The following is a 17,298-nucleotide window of genomic DNA, read 5'->3' as shown; positions in this document are numbered from 1 at the left end:
TCTATATTTTGTCATAATACTGTTCTTCTAACCTATTTAAACACTCCAGTGCTGCTCTATGATATGCAGTATCGTCTTTAAGCAGCTTTGCTCGATACGTTTCTACAGCTTCTTTTAATGATACTATGTAGTTAGGTATAGGATCTGGATATGAATGTACAGCTGGTTTTTTTACATTCATTTTTTCATGATGTGCAAGGGCTTTTCTTTCATGGAAGAAAACCCCTTCGGTTTGATTCGGATTGTGCAAATCTCCTTGCATTGGATGCTTCTTAACAGCAAGGACCTCTACAACATAGCGATCTCCTTTATCGTCCATTACTTTACCGATATATGTTCCTGAGCGATAATGGGCTTTAACTGTTTCCCCTAGTTGAACTTCTGGCATATTTATCGTCCTCCTTACTATTATTGTGCCAAAAATGTATCCGTTTAGCGAACAAAATAGATCACTCATTTAGTTATATAGTGGAATTTGCTATAATAGCAAAGAAGGAAGTGAATGAAAATGATGCCATTTCTCTATTTCCCAGAGGATAAATCAGAATATATCCCAGCTGTAATCACTTTAGTCATCTTTTTAATTGCTGCTAGTATTGTAATGTATTTGTTCTATAAAAAATCTAAAAATGATGAGAAAAAATTTAATGAGCAATATAATGAGCAATTAAACGATAAAAATAATGAATAATGTGTACTAAATCTTCTTTTTTCATAGTCTACGAAATTATAAAATTTGAGCCTGTGGATATATATGGGCCTGTTGAGCCGCGTCCAGAGCCTTCAGGAACTAGGCCAGTTCACGAATAGCCCTACGGATAAATCATCATCGGTTCGCAAGCTCCGTGATTCCTTTATCTTCGTTGTCGTTCCAGTCGCTACATTTCTAATCGGGCACTTGCGATTTTGTCTTCCCGCATATAACTAGCAGTAAGAATCCCACTAAGCAATAAAGAGAAACCAATATGGATAAGAAGGGGACGAATGGCAGTAAATGTCCGATTGATTCAAAGACCTTTAGGTCCTAGCCTTGTGATACTAACAATCAGTGGAGGATAAATCAAACTCCCACTGATTGAAGTATCACTTTATCCCTACACAACGATTAGATTTTCTAAAATAGGTAAAGAATAAAGGGCAAATCAGTTAAAAGGAGACAAACGTATGCGCTGGTTATCCTTTATTCTAATTATGCTTTTAATAACAGGCTGCCAACCGAAAGATGAAAAGAGTAAAAGTGTTGATATGTATAATGCTTCTGGAGATATGCTCGGAACTATTACTTTTAATGAACAGTCAGGTGGCGTGAATCTTAAAGTAAAGCTTGAGGGTTTAGCTTCAGGATTCCATGGTATTCATATGCATGAATACGCTAAGTGTGAAGGCCCGGATTTTAAATCAGCAGGAAATCATTTTAATCCAGAGGGAAAAGAGCATGGACTCATGCATCCAGAGGGTGCTCATTTAGGAGATTTGCCAAATATTGAGGCAGATTCAGGAGGTTTGGTTGATGCAGATCTTATGCTTCCGGAAGCAACATTGTTGGATGGGAAAAATTCTCTGACAAGAGGGGATGGGACAGCTGTCATTGTTACAGAAGGAGAAGATGATGGAATGAGCCAACCTGGTGGTAATTCAGGCGAAAGAATTATATGCGGTACATTAACTAAAAACGAAAAACAAGAAGAATCTCCAACAGATCCTACGCAATATAATGAAAAACAGGAAGAATAGAGGACGAGACAAAAGATAAAGAAACTCCGAACCGTAATCCGTATACGGTTATAACCGGATTACAGTTCGGAATATTCATTTATATGGTGACGTATCTAAGCGAAAGGAATGGCGAAAATAGTGTAAATCTAGCAGAGGCAATATGGATGACTTCTGCAGATCCGCAAATGTCCGAAGAGCGGCACTGCTAAGCAGCTTCTAAGTTAGCGTGTTAGCTGGACCTGTGGAAAGGATTACCATACTTCAGTTTACAATAGGATGACCATTCGACTTGCAAATTCTCTGTTTAGCACAAACTCATTAATTATCTATTTTTAACTGCAGAAATGATTCGCTGCACTCCTTCTTCGAGGGTTGCTCGAGGGCAAGCGATATTAATGCGCATGAAAGTATCGCCTTCTTGTCCATAATCAACTCCCGTATTTAAGCCTACCCTTGCTTTTTTTATCATAAACGATTTGAGTTCTTTATGATCTAGCTTTAACGCACTACAGTCAATCCATAATAAGTAGGTTCCTTCAGAATCGATAACTTTTAATTCTGGTGTATGTTCTTCAAACATCTCCTTTACATACGTTTGGTGATTTTTTAAAAGATGCCGAAGCTCGTCAAGCCAACTTTCACCATGTGTATAAGCTGCCTCTAATGCAGTATTTCCCATTGTATTAAGCATATTAACACCTTGCTTAGCAAATTGAGCATCTAGTAATTCCCTTTTTTCTTTATTAGAAGTCACGACATAAGATGCTTGTAAACCAGCAAGATTAAATGTTTTGGATGGGGACATACAAGTTATGGTTTGTTCGGCGACTTCCTCAGAAAGTGACGCAATCGGTATATGCACTTCACCAGGGAATGTAAGATCTCCATGAATTTCATCAGAAATAATTAGAACATTGTGCTTCATACATAAACGAGCTAGCTCAGTTAATTCATCTTTTTTCCAAACTCGTCCTACTGGATTGTGCGGGGAGCAAAGAATAAACGCTTTAACTCCTTGTTTTAGTTTCTCTTCAAAGTCAGCAAAATCAATTTGATAATAATTGTTTTTATAGATGAGTGGGTTCTTCACAATCTCTCTTTGGTGACTTTCTATTACCTTATAAAAAGGCGTATACACAGGAGTTTGTATAATAATTTTATCTCCAGGCTCTGTAAAAGCTTGTACTGCCATATGTAGGCTTGTAACAACACCAGGACTAAATGATAGCCATTGCTGTTTGATATTCCATTGATGTCTTTGTGATAACCATTTAAGTATAGAATTCTTGACTTCATCATCAATCACCGTATAGCCGTATATACCATGCTGTGCTCGTTCAATTAAAGCTTGATTTACTTGTTCAGGAGCTTTAAAGTCCATATCTGCTACCCACATTGGTAATACATCTTCTGTTTGAAACATTGGTTTAAGCATATCCCATTTAACCGAACGTGTATTCTTTCTATTATGTTGCAAATCAAATATTCCCATTTGTGACCTCCTAGCTATTTATTTTTTATAGTATAACATTTCTTTCACTATACTTCTTATAATTAAACTAAAGAAATATGCCTTTTTAACAGGGGAGTAAACGAAGATTTATCCATAAAAAAAGCAAAGCGATATCGCTTTGCTTACAGGGGGAATACGAGAAAGTCTTACATTTGATAGTATACCCTGTTAAATAGAAATTTAAACCTAAATTGGTAAGTTTTTTGGAAAGCACTATAATCTTGATTCTAACTGTTCTTTTTCATCTTCGTAGCCAGGTTTTCCTAGTAGGGCAAACATATTTCTTTTGTAAGCCTCAACTCCAGGCTGATCAAATGGATTAACACCAAGTAGATAGCCACTTATGGCACACGCCTTTTCAAAAAAGTAAACCAAATAACCAAATGTATATGCATCGAGCTTTGGTATCTCTACAATTAAGTTAGGTACATTGCCATCAGTGTGTGCTAATAATGTGCCTTGAAAGGCTTTGTCATTTATTTCATGAATCGTTTTACTTGCTAAATAATTCAGGCCATCTAAATTATCTTCTTCCGCTTCTACCGTAATATCATATTTGGACTCATTTACGTGTAATACTGTTTCGAATAAATTACGACGACCTTCCTGTACATACTGACCAAGTGAATGCAAATCGGTAGAGAAATTTGCAGAAGATGGATATATCCCTTTATTATCTTTTCCTTCACTTTCTCCAAAAAGCTGCTTCCACCATTCAGCAAAATAATGAAGGTTTGGCTCGTAGTTAATAAGCATTTCTGTCGTTTTTCCTTTGTTGTATAGAATGTTACGAACTGCTGCATATTGATAACTAGGATTATTCTTGATTGATGGTTCTGCTAAATCGTTCATGGCTGCATGAGCACCGTTCATCATGTCATCAATAGAAATGCCGCTAACAGCAATAGGAAGCAAACCAACGGCTGTCAAAACGGAGTAACGACCACCAACGGCATCAGGGATCACGAAGGTCTCATAACCAGCTTGATCAGCGGAAGTTTTTAAAGCACCCTTCTCTTTATCCGTTGTAGCATAAATTCTGTCTTTTGCAGCTTCCTCACCATATTTTTCTTCTAATATTTTTTGAAAATCCGAAAAGCAATGGCTGGTTCTGTTGTTGTTCCACTCTTGGAAATTACATTGATAGAGAAATCCTTATCCCTTAAAACATCCATTAATTCATGAATATAGGTTGAACTCATATGATGCCCAACGAAGATAATATGCGGCGCATCGATTTCTTGCTTCGATAAGTAGCTTTGAAAAGAATGATTAAGCATTTCAAGTGCAGCTCGAGCACCTAAGTAAGAGCCACCAATCCCAATGACTAATAATACATCTGAATCTTCGCGGATTTTTTTAGCACTTGCTTTAATTCGAGCAAATTCTTGCTTATCATACGTTTCAGGTAAATTAACCCAACCGAGAAAGTCGTTTCCTGCACCCGTTTTTTCATGTATGGCATGATGTGCAGCATTTACGGCACCTTCTAGATTATCTATTTCCTGTTCATTAAAAAAAGCAAAAGCCTTCTTGTAATTAAATGTTACATGTGTCATCTTATTTCCTCCTTCATCAGCACTTTCAAACCTGTACATAACTTACTTTACCCAAGTGATGTTATGAAATCAAGAAAGACACTGTATAGATTTTTATAAGATGCATAAGCTAAGGTGAATAAAAGAGAAAAGGAGGGTAAATGATGAATGGATTACAACGTACCGCTTTAGCAATTACAATCATTGGTGCAATTAACTGGGGCTTAATTGGTTTATTTCAATTTGATTTAGTAGCAGCTATCTTTGGTGGTGAGCAAAGTGCTGCTTTCGCGCGTGTGATTTATACATTGGTAGGTATAAGCGGCCTAGTATTGCTACCTTTATTATTTAAAACGGATGAAGCATTTGCAGATCAACGTGAGCCTGGGAGGGCTGACAGTTAAATAATAAGGCAAACTCGTACGTTTGAGTTTGCCTTATCATTATTTACTATAATTACCTTCTGATTGCTTGATCCATTCTTCAAGCTTATCTTTTAGTGTATTAAAACCTGCAGAATCATTATCTGTATGTTTTGCTTGTACCTTCTGAGGCTTCGCTTGCTTCTTTGGAGCTTCCTCTGTTGCGCGGATAGACAATGAAACCTTGTTTTTTTCTTCATCAACTTGTAAAACCTTTACCTTTACTTCATCACCGATAGATAAGTGCTCATTAATATCTTTTACATATCCATGTGTAACTTCAGATATGTGAACAAGACCTTGAACCTCGTCATCAAGTGCCACAAAAGCACCATATGGTTGAATTCCTGTAACTTTTCCATCTAAAATTTGACCATTCTCAAATTTGTTTGTCATGCTGAACAACTCCTATACCATTATTCGATTCATTTTACACAATAAAATATTTTAGCATAATAATTAACATGTGGCAAAACATATTAAAGATAACGCTGATGAAAGGGTGATTTATATTGGTACCACTAGAATCAAAATTGGAAAACAAAATTTATTCTTTATTTGTACTTGAGGAATTGTTAAAGCCTGAAGGATTTGTAATTGGTTCAAATTGGGATTATGAGAAAGGATTTTTTGATTTAAAAATAGATGATCAAGGAACTTACTATTTTTTGCGAATACCATTTTATGCAGTGCAAGGTTCCTTAGATTACCCAGGTGTTACTGTCCGATTGGAAAAACCGTTTTTATTAGCACATCAATATCAGAAAGGCTACGATGAAAGCGGATCTGCAGGAGCTTTTCAAGGCACATTTAATCAGTTTCAAGCTCCAACAGATCCTGACGCTGAAGTTCCAGAAGCGTATATAACTACTGGTAAAGAACTAATGAAAAGAGTTGAGGACTTAATCATTCCAAGGGATTAGTCCGATGAGTACATCGTCTTTTTTTAGGATAAATTTTGATGTTGGATTGATATAATAGGTGCTATTTCGAATAATACCTAATAAAATCTGTTGGCTCTTCCGATGAATGGCGGCTGCCTCTCCAAAGGATACATTCTCCAATTCTTCTGGTAATGTAGCATGATGAAATTGTTGAGTTGTTAAGATATGATAAATATCCTCAAATGGTCTCGCCTTGGTTTCTCTAGATAACTCATGGTAAAAAAGAGCACTGGTGAAATCATTAGATCTTAAAATGGTTGTTGCGCCGGCACGATGTGCATTGTCTATTTGTATAGAAGAAAGTATTTCCACTATGATCGGAATTTTAGCGTTATTTCCTCTAATAGCAACGGCTGTAAGGATAGAATGATTATCTGCATCCCTTTCCTTTTTAGTGATATCTGCAGTAATTAATACACGTTCTGCTAGTTTTATATTTGCCTTTTCTAATATACGGTCCTCTGAAGGATCACCTTGTATAAAGTGTACCGGATAATCTGGAAAAGAAACATGGTCCAAGGTTGTATCAATTAGAACCATGCGGATATGCACGGAAGATGTTGAAATAATTTCAATTAATTGTCTGGTCCTCTCGTTCCATCCGATTAAAATTAAATGGTTACTACCTTTAAAAGGGAGTTTACCTTGTGCAAGGTCCTTTTCGTGTTGAATTGTTGCAGCAGATAAAGAGGTTATATAGAAAGCAATTAACCCACCGCCAGTCAAGATTAAACAAATTGCAACGATCTTTCCGGTTGCGGTTAACGGTACAAAGTCTCCGTAACCCACCGTGGCTCCAGTTACAAATGCCCACCATACGCCATCAAATATGCTTGGGAATTGCGTTGGCTCTACGATATGGATTAGGCCACCAAAAAGAAACATAAGCAAAAATATAACTACAAGTAGTCTAATAAAAATAGGCAGTCTGAAGTAGATTTGTTTAAAAATTCGAATGCTCATAACGGTCACCTGTCCCCAAAAATACACGATTCAACGTAGTTTTTTACTCTTATACTCTCCATTATGGACAGGCTTCGCTAATTATAATCTCCAATAGGACAACGGATTAACACAGCTATGTTAACTGAATCACTGATTAACTTCTATTTTTTGCAGTGTTTCTTTTAAACTTTGGTATACATCAGTCCAAAAAGAAGTACGGTTTCGATAAGACTTTGTCATAAAGAGGATCATTTCATCAAATTTTACTTTATAATCTGTAGACTCTTTGCTAGGTAATTCGCTTCGAGATTTTTCTACAAAGGATTGAATTGCTGACGCTCTCGGCCCCCATTTGGCAACTTCATTGCCATTTTTGTCGATAAAAATGAAGATGGGGATGGAGCGAGATTTACCGTTGGTTAAGTATTCATCCATCAGTTCCAGGTTTTTATCTCGATGTAATAAACGAACATCAATTTGGGCTACTTCCGCAATATGTAATAAAATAGGGATGTTCAACATAGCATCGCCACACCAGTCTTCCGTTAAAACAATTACACGTAAATTTTTCTTTTTTACGCTTGCAAAAAACTCCTCATCAGCTGGTAAGGAGAAATGATCATAAATATGTAATAAGTTTTCTTGATGCTGTTCCATTGTTTCAATATATGTGTCAGGTGAAATACCAATATTATACCATTGATTTAAGTCCATCGATTTTCTCTCCTTCAAATCTTTTTATCCCCCATATAACTGGCAGTAAGCCCCCCACATCAAGCAATACAGTAAAACCAATATTGTTAAGTAAGGGATCAATTGCCCGTAAATGTCCTATTGGTTCTAGGGCCTTTAGGTCATACCCTTTTGGTACTACCAATCCGTGTGGGATACACAAAATCCCCACAGATTGAAGTTTCACTTTATTAAAGTGTACACATAGTTATTATACGCGTAAACAAAAGTGCTCTTCATCGAATTTTTTGCTATCATAATAGTAGTACATCATCAAGTTATCGAATAAGGAGGAAAATAGAGTGGTATTAGCAAACCAAGATTTTTTATTAAATTTATTACAAACACCATCACCATCAAGTAGTGAAATGGAAATACAAAAAAAGTGGATACAGTATGTAAAAGAATTTGCTGACGAAATTAGAACGGATCATGCTGGAAACGCGATTGGTGTACTAAATCCAGATGCACCTTTTAAAGTATTACTTGCAGGTCATTGTGATGAAATTGCACTTGTGATTAACCGCATTGATGATCAAGGGTTTTTACATTTTGATCAAATGGGAGGCATTAATCCAAAAGCGGCTGTTGGAATGAAAGTTACTGTTTTAGGCTATCAGCAAACGATTACGGGTGTAATCGGTGTAAATGCTCAGCATCACGGTGGATTAAAGAATGATTTCAGCTTGGAAGATTTATTTATTGATTGTGGGTACAAAACGAAGGAAGAGGCTGAACAACATATCCAAATAGGAGATTTAGTTGTTTACAATACAAAACCAGAGATTTTAAGTGATAGATACGTTTCTGGCCGAGGACTTGATAATCGAACGGGCGCATTTATAGTGGCTGAGGTTTTAAAAGGGTTAAAGGAACGAGGCTGTGAGGTTGGTGTCTATGCAGCAAGTACGGTTAATGAAGAGACAAATATGGGCGGAGCCTATTTTGCAGCTGCGGGAGTTGCACCAGATATGGCAATCGCTTGTGATGTTACTTTTGCTACAGATTATCCAGGAGTGAATAAAAATAAATATGGTGATGTCCGACTAGAGGGTGGACCAGTTCTTGCTAAAGGGGCGCCGATTAATAGGAAAATAAATCAATGGTTAGAAAGAGCCGCGAAGCAGTTAAAGATAAATGTACAATATGAGCTTACACCAAGAATGACAGGTACAGATGCAGATAAAATGAGATTAACCGGTAAAGGGGTTCCTGTGTCTTTAGTGTCGTTACCTTTACGCTATATGCACTCCCCTGTAGAAACGTCTAGCTTGAAAGATATGGAACAAGAAATTGAATTATTAGTTACGATGATTGCTTCTCTAACTGGAAATGAAAGTTTAAACCCATTAGATGAAGATTAAAGATATGTAGCTATCAGTAAGTACGTATGGTTTCTGCATTATAACGCAAAGTTAACAATATTTCATTCTATAGGCCGAATTATTGTGCGAACATTAAGAATGTATCAAAAAATAAGAATTATTATCTATGGAATATTACAAAATAAAGTAATATAGTAGTATGTTTTCTGTAATGAAGAAAACATCAATGTTAAAATAGGGATATGCCTAGGTAAATAGCTTCATTTTAGTGAAGCAGTTAACTGTTTTCTAGGCTGTAAAGTAATGGAAAGTAACCCCTCATTCCTTATCTTATAAGGAATGAGGGGTTTTTTATGAAGTTTTAGTAGGTGAAACATACGAATTAATACCTATGAAAAGTTGATGAAAAAATATTACTAATCTATCAATTTTGAAAATTCAGCTTTTGTTCGACTTGATTCGACATTATTTTATCTAGTTAATCTACTATACTTGCTGTAACAACTTAGATTTTTCTGGAGGCACCACTGTCAGTTGAGAACCAAATTTTCAAGGGGGGAGGCAGAAGGTGTTTTTAATTTGTTGGTTCTTGTCTGCATCAGAATGTGTCAAAAATTGAGGGGAGGAATAGCTGTGAAGGCTAAAAGAAGACGACGTCAATCTAAAGCACTAAGTATTGCAGCAACGGTATTAATGACATTTTCGTTAATTACACCAGGAATAGCCAGCGCGGAATCAAGCGGTAAGCTTCATCAGTCTGCCCATGATTCTAATAAGATAGCCGAGGCAAAAGTGAGTGATCGATTAGTAAAAGCATTTAAAGACGACGACAAAGTAACCTTCCTGGTAAAATTTAATGAAAAAGCAGATGTCATGAAGGTCGCAAAAAATGCAAGATCTGATGCAGCAAAAGCAAGCTTGTCAGGACAAAAGGCGGAGCATATGCAGCGCTCAGCTGTAATATCCGAATTAAAGACTACTGCACTAGAATCACAAGCAAATGTAAAAGCTTTTCTGGAGGAGCAAGAGGCAAAAGGTAATATTGAGAGCTTCAAATCCTACCATATTGTAAATGGAATGGCGGTAACTGCTACAAAAGAAATAGCAGAAAAGCTAGCGACGTTTGCAGAGGTAGAAAAAATATTACCAAATGAAGAACGCGAACTTTATGATGTGACAATTGATAAAGAGGCTGGAAAAATCGAATCGGAATTAACCAATATTGAGTGGAATGTGGATCGTGTTGGAGCGCCGTCTGTTTGGGAGATGGGCTTTGATGGAACTGGTACAGTAGTAGCTAGTATTGATAGTGGTGCACAATGGGATCACCCAGCATTACAGGAAAAATATCGTGGCTATAATAATGATACCGGTGAAGTTGATCATACCTATAGCTTTTTCGATGCGACTGCAGATGAAGAAGAAGCATATGACGACCATGGACATGGAACACATGTTACCGGGACAATGGTTGGAAGTGAACCTGATGGTTCGAACCAAGTTGGTGTAGCACCTGGTGCAAAATGGATTTCAGCCAAAGGATTAAATGCAGCAGGTAGTGGCTATGATACATGGCTGATAGCTGCAGCTGAATGGATGCTTGCTCCTGGTGGAGATGCGTCAATGGCTCCAGATGTCGTAAATAATTCTTGGGGTGGTGGACCTGGCTTAGACGAGTGGTACCGTGATGTGGTTATTGCTTGGAGAGCAGCAGAAATATTCCCTGAATTTTCAGCGGGTAACACATCGCTTGGAAATCCAGGTGGACCAGGTTCTGTAGCTGTGCCAGCAAATTATCCGGAATCATTTGCAACTGGTGCAACAGATGTTAATGATGTATTAGCAGGGTTTTCTCTTCAGGGACCATCTCCTTATGATGAAATTAAACCTGAAATTTCAGCACCTGGTGTTAATATTCGTTCCAGTGTACCTGGTGGTGGCTATGAAGGTGGATGGAATGGAACATCAATGGCTGGTCCAGCAGTATCTGCTGTAGTTGCATTATTAAAGCAAGCAGATGCTAGCCTAACTGTTGATGAAATTGAAGAAATTCTTACAACAACGGCTACGCCATTAACAGATGACAACTTTACAGAGGTACCGAATAATGGTTATGGTCATGGGCTTGTAAATGCATATGATGCCATTTCTTCACTTGTTACAGGGTTAGGAACACTTGAGGGACAGGTTACTAAGGCAGGAGAGGATACAGAAGCTCCCGTCTTCGAACATGAAGGTCCTAGTGAATCTTATACTGGAATGGATTTGAATTTGTCCATTCAAGTATCGGACAACATAAGTGTAAACAGTGTAAATCTATCGTATACAGATCAAGATGGTGAAACACAAACTGTCGAAGCGGAACGTGTTTCAGGAGATTATAAAGAAGGAGAATACCAAGTAACGATTCCTGGAGAGCAAATAGATGGTGAATCTCTAACGTATACTTGGACAATTAATGATTTTGGTAACAATGAAGTAACCAGTGATACGTATGAGGTTACTTTATTATCTGGAGTCTCAGTTGGTTTCTCTGACGATTTTGAATCAGCATCGGCTGGCTGGACAGTGTTTGGTGAAAATAACAGCTGGGAGCGTGGTGTTCCAACTTCTGGACCAGAGAGTGCAGCTTCAGGAGAAAACGTATATGCTACAAATTTAGCAGGTGAGTATGATAGTAACACAAACACTACACTGGTTATGCCACCAATTGATTTACCAGAAGGAAATGCATACTTGCAATTCAATCAATGGTACAATATTGAAAACAATTGGGATTACGGTCATGTGTTTATATCAACTGACCAAGAAGATTGGACACAATTAACGGAAATAACGAATACCTCAGATGGTTGGGAAAGCGTAGAAGTAGACTTGTCTGAATATAGTGGACAGCGTGTATATATTGGCTTTAATCTTGACACAGATGGGAGTGTCACTAGAGATGGCTGGTATATTGATGACGTAACACTAGCAGATACTTCTAATGGTGAAAGTGCATCTTTGGCAAAGGATCGAGGCTATATAGGGGTAGTTGGTTTCGATAACGCTGCTTTAGGTGTTATTAAAACGGATACAAAGGATACGCTAAAAGAAAAAGTTTATCCTGCAAAAATTCAGCCAGTAAAGCCAAAGAAAGAACCATTAGTAGATAAAGAGGCAGTCAGCCCAACACTACTTCCTATGAGTGCACAGGTTAGTGTCCTAGAAAGTGGTCGTTCGGTGACTACGGACCCTGCAACAGGTAGTTACTCATTACTTCATGCCGCAGGAGAATATACGGTAAAAGCAGAAGCATACGGGTTTGAATCAGCAGAACAATCCGTAACCATTGAAGCTGATGGTGCTGCTGAAGCTGATTTTACGCTAGAAGAAGTTGATCAATACACAGTTAGCGGTACGGTAACTGATCAGCAAACAGGCGAGCCAATCTCAGGGGCTTCTCTTCTATTAGTTGAGGATGCAAATGTTGAACCTGTGACAACTGATGAAAACGGTAACTATTCGCTTACAGCTTATGAAGGAACATATACACTAAAAGTAGTGTCTAGCGGTTATCATGGTACGGAAGTTGAAGTTTCTCTAGCGGATAGCGATACGACAGCAGATGTCGAGTTAGAACCATTCTATACGGTTCCTGGTGGAGAAATAGCATATGATGATGGTACACCAGAAAATGCTCGTGCATTTTATGATGCTTTCAATGGTTGGGCAGTGAAAATGTCTCTTCCTGAAGGAGAAGAAGCTGGGGTAGTTGATTCTGGTGTATTCAAATTCTGGGATGAAGAGTTCCCTAACCCTGGTGGAACTGCATTCCAAGTAGAAGTTTGGGATGCTTCAGGACCAGACGGTGCTCCGGGTGAAAAACTTGCTGGACCATTTGACGCAGAGGCAAATCGCGATAAAGATGCATGGACGGTAGTTGATCTTTCTGAGCATGGAATTACTGTAGATGGTGATTTCTATATGGTATATATCCAAACTGCTCCAAATACAGGTGCTCCAGGTCTAGCTACAGATGAAAGCAGTCCTAATGCTGAACGCAGCTACCAATTAGTAGGAGGGGCTTGGTCTAAATCTCCTGCTAATGAAGGAAATTACATGATTCGCGCTCGTGTAAACTATGAGGTGGAGGAACCTGTCATTACTTCTCCAGCTGAAGATATGATTACAAACGAAACGGAATTGACTGTTGAAGGTACTGCTTCACCAACAACGACCGTTCAATTAATGAATAATGGAGAAGAAGCCGGTACTGCTGAAATTGGTGATGATGGTTCATTTGCTATTCCGGTAGAATTGATGGAAGGAGCGAATGAATTAACTGCTGTATCATTACTTGATGGTACTCCAACAGGTGAATCTGATCCTGTAACTGTAACGTTGGATACAGAGTCTCCTGAATTAACGATAGACAGCCCTAAGGATGGAGAGAAATCTAATCGTGAAACCGTAACTGTAGAAGGTTCAGTTTCTGATACCAACCTAGATTTCGTGGAAGTGAATGGGCAAGAAGCGGCTGTTGAAGATGGCATGTATTCTAAACGAATACTTTTAGAAAACGGAGAAAATGAAATTGAAGTAATTGCTCATGATTTAGCAGGCAATACGTCCACTGAATCTGTTACTATTGATGTAGATTTCACTGCACCAGAAATTGAGAATCTGACTCCTGAGGAAGATGTTACACTTGAAGCAGGTGAGACGGTGAAATTTGAATTTGATAGTGAACCCGGGCTTAGAGCGACGTACTTTATTCATATGCCATTGACCAATACGGTTATGAACGCTACGGAGCTTCCAATGATGGAAACATCAGATGGACATTATGTAGGTTATTGGACTGCAACTAGCAATGTTGTTGCTGAAGGGGCAGTAATAGAAGTAAAGGTCGAAGATGACTATGGCAATGAAACTCGTGAGCAAGCTGAAGGTAAATTATTCATCAATGTCGAAGAATAAGCATCCTTCATAATTTCTTAGCATGTATAAATCACTTCGCTCCATTATTACTGGGGCGGAGTGATTTTTTTGTAGTCTAGGAAATTTTAACGTACTTCCGAAAGAAGTCTCCAACTTCAAGCGTGTGAAGGGCGTAGCCCAACGGTAAGGGGGAGATGAATTTCGGTTGGGTGACAGCCCAAAGGCTTTTTTTCCTTTTTTGTTCAAAGCACAACCCAACAGTGAATGATCGAAATTCATCAATGCCTATAAAAGTGCCAGTTCAAGACTTAGCAAGATGGATTTTCTTCATGTCCGTAAAAAGTTATGGAAAGAAATGTTTTGGTCAAGAAGTTTTTGTTTGTTGACGACTGGCGGTTCGCCTATTGAAATAGTATTATCACCGTTGATTCGCTCCAGTCGCTACGTTTCTAATCGGATGCTTGCGCTTTTGTTCATTCTATAGTTTAGCTGATTATTGCTTTTCCGCTAAAGTCTATACTTAATTTGATTGAAAACTTATCGATTGAGTAGGTAAACATAGATATTGCAATACGAATAAAGATAGGTTAAAATAACGGTACAACATAATATCGATTCCATCTTCGGGGCAGGGTGAAATTCCCGACCGACGGTAAGAAGCAGTTAATTGCTTTAAGTCCGTGACCCACAGCAGGCATTTTGCTGTGGCTGATCTGGTGTAAGTCCAGAACCGACAGTTACAGTCTGGATGGGAGAAGATGTCGAGCCAAGAAAAGGTGCGTTAGTTCGCACTGCTTTTTCCTAATGAATTTATGGTACCCTAAAGCCCCGGTTAGGCCGCGCTTTAGGGTTTTTCATTTGCTAACTGTTAGGCTCATATCCTTCATCACGAGATAGGAATCGATAATTGATGAAGGAGGAAAACGATGAAACGTAACATGCAATCATCAAAGCTATTAAAACTTATTATTTTATCACTTTTAGGTACCATATCTTTGCTCTTATTTTTCCTGAATTTCCCATTGCCTTTGTTGCCAGGCTATTTAAAAGTAGATTTCAGTGATGTCCCGGCATTAATGGCTTCCCTTATTTTTTCACCATTAGCTGGGGTTATTGTTGTAGCGATTAAGAATATTCTTTATTTAGCTATAAGTGGTGGTACAGATCCGGTAGGAGTTATTGCAAATTTTATGGCCGGGATTATGTTCGTCATTCCAGTATCCCTCTTATATCATAAATATAAAGGAGTCAAAAGTGTTGTTTCTGGACTAGTAACGGGAACGATCATAATGGCTCTGGGAATGAGTTTGTTAAATTATTTCATCATTCTACCTGCTTACAGCTGGTTTATGGGCTGGGAGGATATGTCAAATTCCGTTAAATGGTTCTCCGTTTACGCATATGTTCTTCCATTTAATGTAATAAAGGGTATCATCGTTGGAGCGTTATTTATCCCGTTATTTATTAAATTAAAAAGCTGGATTGAACAAAAACAAGTCCATATTGCTTCATAGAAAAAAGGGCGATTATGTAACGCCGTAGGAGTATAGAAAAACGCTCGTTTTTCTATACTCCTTTTGGTGTGCCAGGCATGTGCGCACGCTCTAGGGTTAAAGTCCCGAACGGTGAAGGTCGTCGTAGGCGTTAGCTGAAAGCAAGGGTATTCAAAGGAAGGCTTCGGAAGCGTTCCATCGTACTAGTAGAAACATTCTTTTTCAAGGAGTCTACGTAATTTGGCTGTGCTCGTATGCACATTTATTTTTATCGTTCGGGCTTTGGATTAACAATTTTAGCTTCGTACACCAACTTCAAAAGGGAGAATACACCATCGATTCTAGGCGAAATAGCAATAGCTTAAAGTTGCTTATCGATACTTGCGCAAAGGAAAATTTTCTTTATTGCTTTTTTTGTCTTTTTGAAACAATACCGATTGTGCATCTAGAAATGCATATGAGTGAGCCTTGCTCATCAGTAATCTTAATATCCCAAACCATTGTTGATTTTCCTGCATGAAGAGGGATGGCAGTAGCTGTTACTATACCGGTTCGCTTACTTTTGATATGATTCGCATTAATTTCAATGCCGAAAATAGATTCTTGCTCCATATCTGCGTGTAATGTAGCCCCAATGCTAGCAGCGGTCTCAGCAAGTGCAGCACTAGCACCACCATGTAAGTATCCAGCTGGCTGATGTGTACGTTCATCAACCGGCATCGTGACTACTACTTTATTCTTCGTCAATGTCTCAATTTCCATTCCTAATGTTTTCAGTAACGTATGGTCCATAGTATAATATCCCCTTATTAAATGTACATACTAATAACTAAAGATATCCCAAGTAAAATTCCGTAAATGGAGTTTGTTTTACCAGTTGCTGCCATTGCTGGCATCATTTCAATTGGCTCTGTCTTGCCTTTAAATTTGTTAATGACATCAACTGCTTTAATAATTCCAATAAATGTAATGAAAGACCATAGTGGGAAAATGTCTGCTATAATAAGCGTCGCAGTCGTTATGAAGGCTACAATGAACATCAATGCTAGAAAGCGGACTGCATTTTTTCTTCCCAAAAGTATAGCTAGTGTTTTCCGACCATTTTCTTTATCATTATCTAGATCACGAATATTATTAGATAGCATGATTGCGCCAATAAACAATGCTATTGGAATGGAAGCAATTAGTACCTCACCAGTGATCGTGTTTGTTTGGATAAAGTAACTAATTCCAATAATGACCGTACCCATTAGGAAACCGGAGAATAACTCACCAAGTGGTGTATAAGCTATGGGTAGAGGACCACCTGTATATAAATAACCAAATACCATACATATTAAACCGATAGCAGCTATCCACCAACTAGATTGAATACTTATATAGATACCAATTAAGATGGCAATTCCAAAAAAAGCAAGTGCTAAGCGGAGGACAGTTTTTGGATTTATTCCATCACGAACAATGGTGCCCCCGATACCAACAGAATCCTCGGTATCTAGTCCTTTAGCATAATCATAATATTCGTTGAACATATTCGTTGCCGCCTGAATTAGCATGGAGGCAATTAACATTGCGATAAATAATAATATGTTAACATGGCCTTCTCGAAAAGCAAGCATAGACCCAACAAATACTGGAACGAAAGATGCTGTCAGTGTATGAGGACGTAATAAACGCCACCATACTTGAAAACCATCCTTTTCATTCATTGCATCCTTTATATTAACTTTATTTAATGATTGCATGG

Annotated in this window: 15 protein-coding genes, 2 pseudogenes and 1 riboswitch; of the genes and pseudogenes, 8 read left to right on the top strand and 9 right to left on the bottom strand. The window is 38.1% G+C overall.

Annotated elements, in window-relative coordinates; genetic code table 11:
• Position 1: 1 nt before the first annotated feature.
• Positions 2 to 388 (bottom strand): kinase-associated lipoprotein KapB, encoded by a 387-nt coding sequence (locus D9782_RS20125; protein WP_026681529.1) that lies wholly within the window; start codon positions 386 to 388, stop codon positions 2 to 4.
• A 114-nt stretch (positions 389 to 502) separates the two neighbouring features.
• Here D9782_RS20125 and D9782_RS20120 point away from each other — a divergent pair, with 114 nt between their 5' ends.
• Both D9782_RS20120 and D9782_RS20115 read left to right on the top strand, forming a co-directional pair.
• Entirely contained in the window at positions 503 to 691 is a 189-nt protein-coding gene (locus D9782_RS20120) for a hypothetical protein (RefSeq protein ID WP_371413974.1), read from the top strand.
• A gap of 473 nt (positions 692 to 1,164) precedes the next feature.
• On the top strand, positions 1,165 to 1,734 hold the full coding sequence (locus D9782_RS20115) for a superoxide dismutase family protein (protein ID WP_121605569.1): 570 nt from the start codon (positions 1,165 to 1,167) through the stop codon (positions 1,732 to 1,734).
• 304 nt (positions 1,735 to 2,038) lie between these two features.
• Here the strand turns inward: D9782_RS20115 and D9782_RS20110 are convergent, their stop codons facing one another.
• Positions 2,039 to 3,208 carry a MalY/PatB family protein gene (locus D9782_RS20110; RefSeq protein ID WP_121605568.1) on the bottom strand — a complete coding sequence of 390 codons (1,170 nt, stop codon included), beginning with the start codon at positions 3,206 to 3,208 and terminating at the stop codon, positions 2,039 to 2,041.
• 234 nt (positions 3,209 to 3,442) lie between these two features.
• Positions 3,443 to 4,788 (bottom strand): annotated as a pseudogene (locus D9782_RS20105) (glucose-6-phosphate isomerase).
• Positions 4,789 to 4,931: 143 nt separating this feature from the next.
• On the opposite strand from D9782_RS20105, the gene D9782_RS20100 reads away from it, so the two are divergent.
• Positions 4,932 to 5,171, top strand: coding sequence for a DUF378 domain-containing protein (locus D9782_RS20100; protein ID WP_026681524.1), 240 nt, complete (start codon positions 4,932 to 4,934; stop codon positions 5,169 to 5,171).
• 39 nt (positions 5,172 to 5,210) lie between these two features.
• Here D9782_RS20100 and yugI read toward each other — a convergent pair whose 3' ends face one another.
• Positions 5,211 to 5,585, bottom strand: a complete 375-nt coding sequence (gene yugI, locus D9782_RS20095; protein WP_026681523.1) for a S1 domain-containing post-transcriptional regulator GSP13 — start codon at positions 5,583 to 5,585, stop codon at positions 5,211 to 5,213.
• Between the two features lie 116 nt (positions 5,586 to 5,701).
• Between yugI and D9782_RS20090 the strand changes: the two genes are divergently transcribed.
• Complete coding sequence (locus D9782_RS20090) at positions 5,702 to 6,112, top strand: YugN-like family protein (protein WP_026681522.1); 411 nt, start codon at positions 5,702 to 5,704, stop codon at positions 6,110 to 6,112.
• Here D9782_RS20090 and D9782_RS20085 read toward each other — a convergent pair.
• The 3 genes from D9782_RS20085 to D9782_RS20075 all read right to left on the bottom strand — a co-directional run bounded on the left by D9782_RS20085 (position 6,092) and on the right by D9782_RS20075 (position 7,955).
• Positions 6,092 to 7,096 carry a potassium channel family protein gene (locus tag D9782_RS20085; protein ID WP_121605567.1) on the bottom strand — a complete coding sequence of 335 codons (1,005 nt, stop codon included), beginning with the start codon at positions 7,094 to 7,096 and terminating at the stop codon, positions 6,092 to 6,094. The two genes, D9782_RS20090 and D9782_RS20085, sit on opposite strands and share 21 nt — an antisense overlap.
• Before the next feature lie 129 nt (positions 7,097 to 7,225).
• Complete coding sequence (locus D9782_RS20080) at positions 7,226 to 7,792, bottom strand: thioredoxin family protein (RefSeq protein ID WP_121605566.1); 567 nt, start codon at positions 7,790 to 7,792, stop codon at positions 7,226 to 7,228.
• The gene (locus tag D9782_RS20075; protein WP_162986473.1) at positions 7,770 to 7,955 is read right to left on the bottom strand and encodes a hypothetical protein; all 186 of its coding nucleotides are present in this window, start codon (positions 7,953 to 7,955) and stop codon (positions 7,770 to 7,772) included. Before D9782_RS20075 ends, D9782_RS20080 begins: the two co-directional genes overlap by 23 nt.
• 157 nt (positions 7,956 to 8,112) lie before the next feature.
• Between D9782_RS20075 and D9782_RS20070 the strand changes: the two genes are divergently transcribed.
• The 4 genes and pseudogenes from D9782_RS20070 to D9782_RS20050 all read left to right on the top strand — a co-directional run bounded on the left by D9782_RS20070 (position 8,113) and on the right by D9782_RS20050 (position 15,572).
• Entirely contained in the window at positions 8,113 to 9,174 is a 1,062-nt protein-coding gene (locus D9782_RS20070; protein ID WP_026681518.1) for a M20/M25/M40 family metallo-hydrolase, read from the top strand.
• A 654-nt stretch (positions 9,175 to 9,828) separates the two neighbouring features.
• Positions 9,829 to 14,097, top strand: coding sequence for a S8 family serine peptidase (locus D9782_RS20065; RefSeq protein ID WP_371414016.1), 4,269 nt, complete (start codon positions 9,829 to 9,831; stop codon positions 14,095 to 14,097).
• Positions 14,098 to 14,296: 199 nt separating this feature from the next.
• Positions 14,297 to 14,542 (top strand): annotated as a pseudogene (locus D9782_RS20055) (transposase); the annotation flags it as partial.
• 131 nt (positions 14,543 to 14,673) lie between these two features.
• A riboswitch (FMN riboswitch) is annotated at positions 14,674 to 14,822 on the top strand.
• 162 nt (positions 14,823 to 14,984) lie between these two features.
• Positions 14,985 to 15,572 (top strand): ECF transporter S component, encoded by a 588-nt coding sequence (locus tag D9782_RS20050; protein ID WP_205388750.1) that lies wholly within the window; start codon positions 14,985 to 14,987, stop codon positions 15,570 to 15,572.
• 381 nt (positions 15,573 to 15,953) lie between these two features.
• Here the strand turns inward: D9782_RS20050 and D9782_RS20045 are convergent, their stop codons facing one another.
• Complete coding sequence (locus D9782_RS20045; protein ID WP_026681515.1) at positions 15,954 to 16,343, bottom strand: hotdog fold thioesterase; 390 nt, start codon at positions 16,341 to 16,343, stop codon at positions 15,954 to 15,956.
• A 17-nt stretch (positions 16,344 to 16,360) separates the two neighbouring features.
• Entirely contained in the window at positions 16,361 to 17,296 is a 936-nt protein-coding gene (locus D9782_RS20040) for a 1,4-dihydroxy-2-naphthoate polyprenyltransferase (RefSeq protein WP_121605564.1), read from the bottom strand.
• Positions 17,297 to 17,298 lie beyond the last annotated feature (2 nt).

Source organism: Virgibacillus sp. Bac332, assembly GCF_003667785.1.
GTDB classification, from domain to species: Bacteria; Bacillota; Bacilli; order Bacillales; family Amphibacillaceae; genus Virgibacillus; species Virgibacillus salarius.
This window is presented reverse-complemented; position numbering and strand designations above follow the sequence as displayed.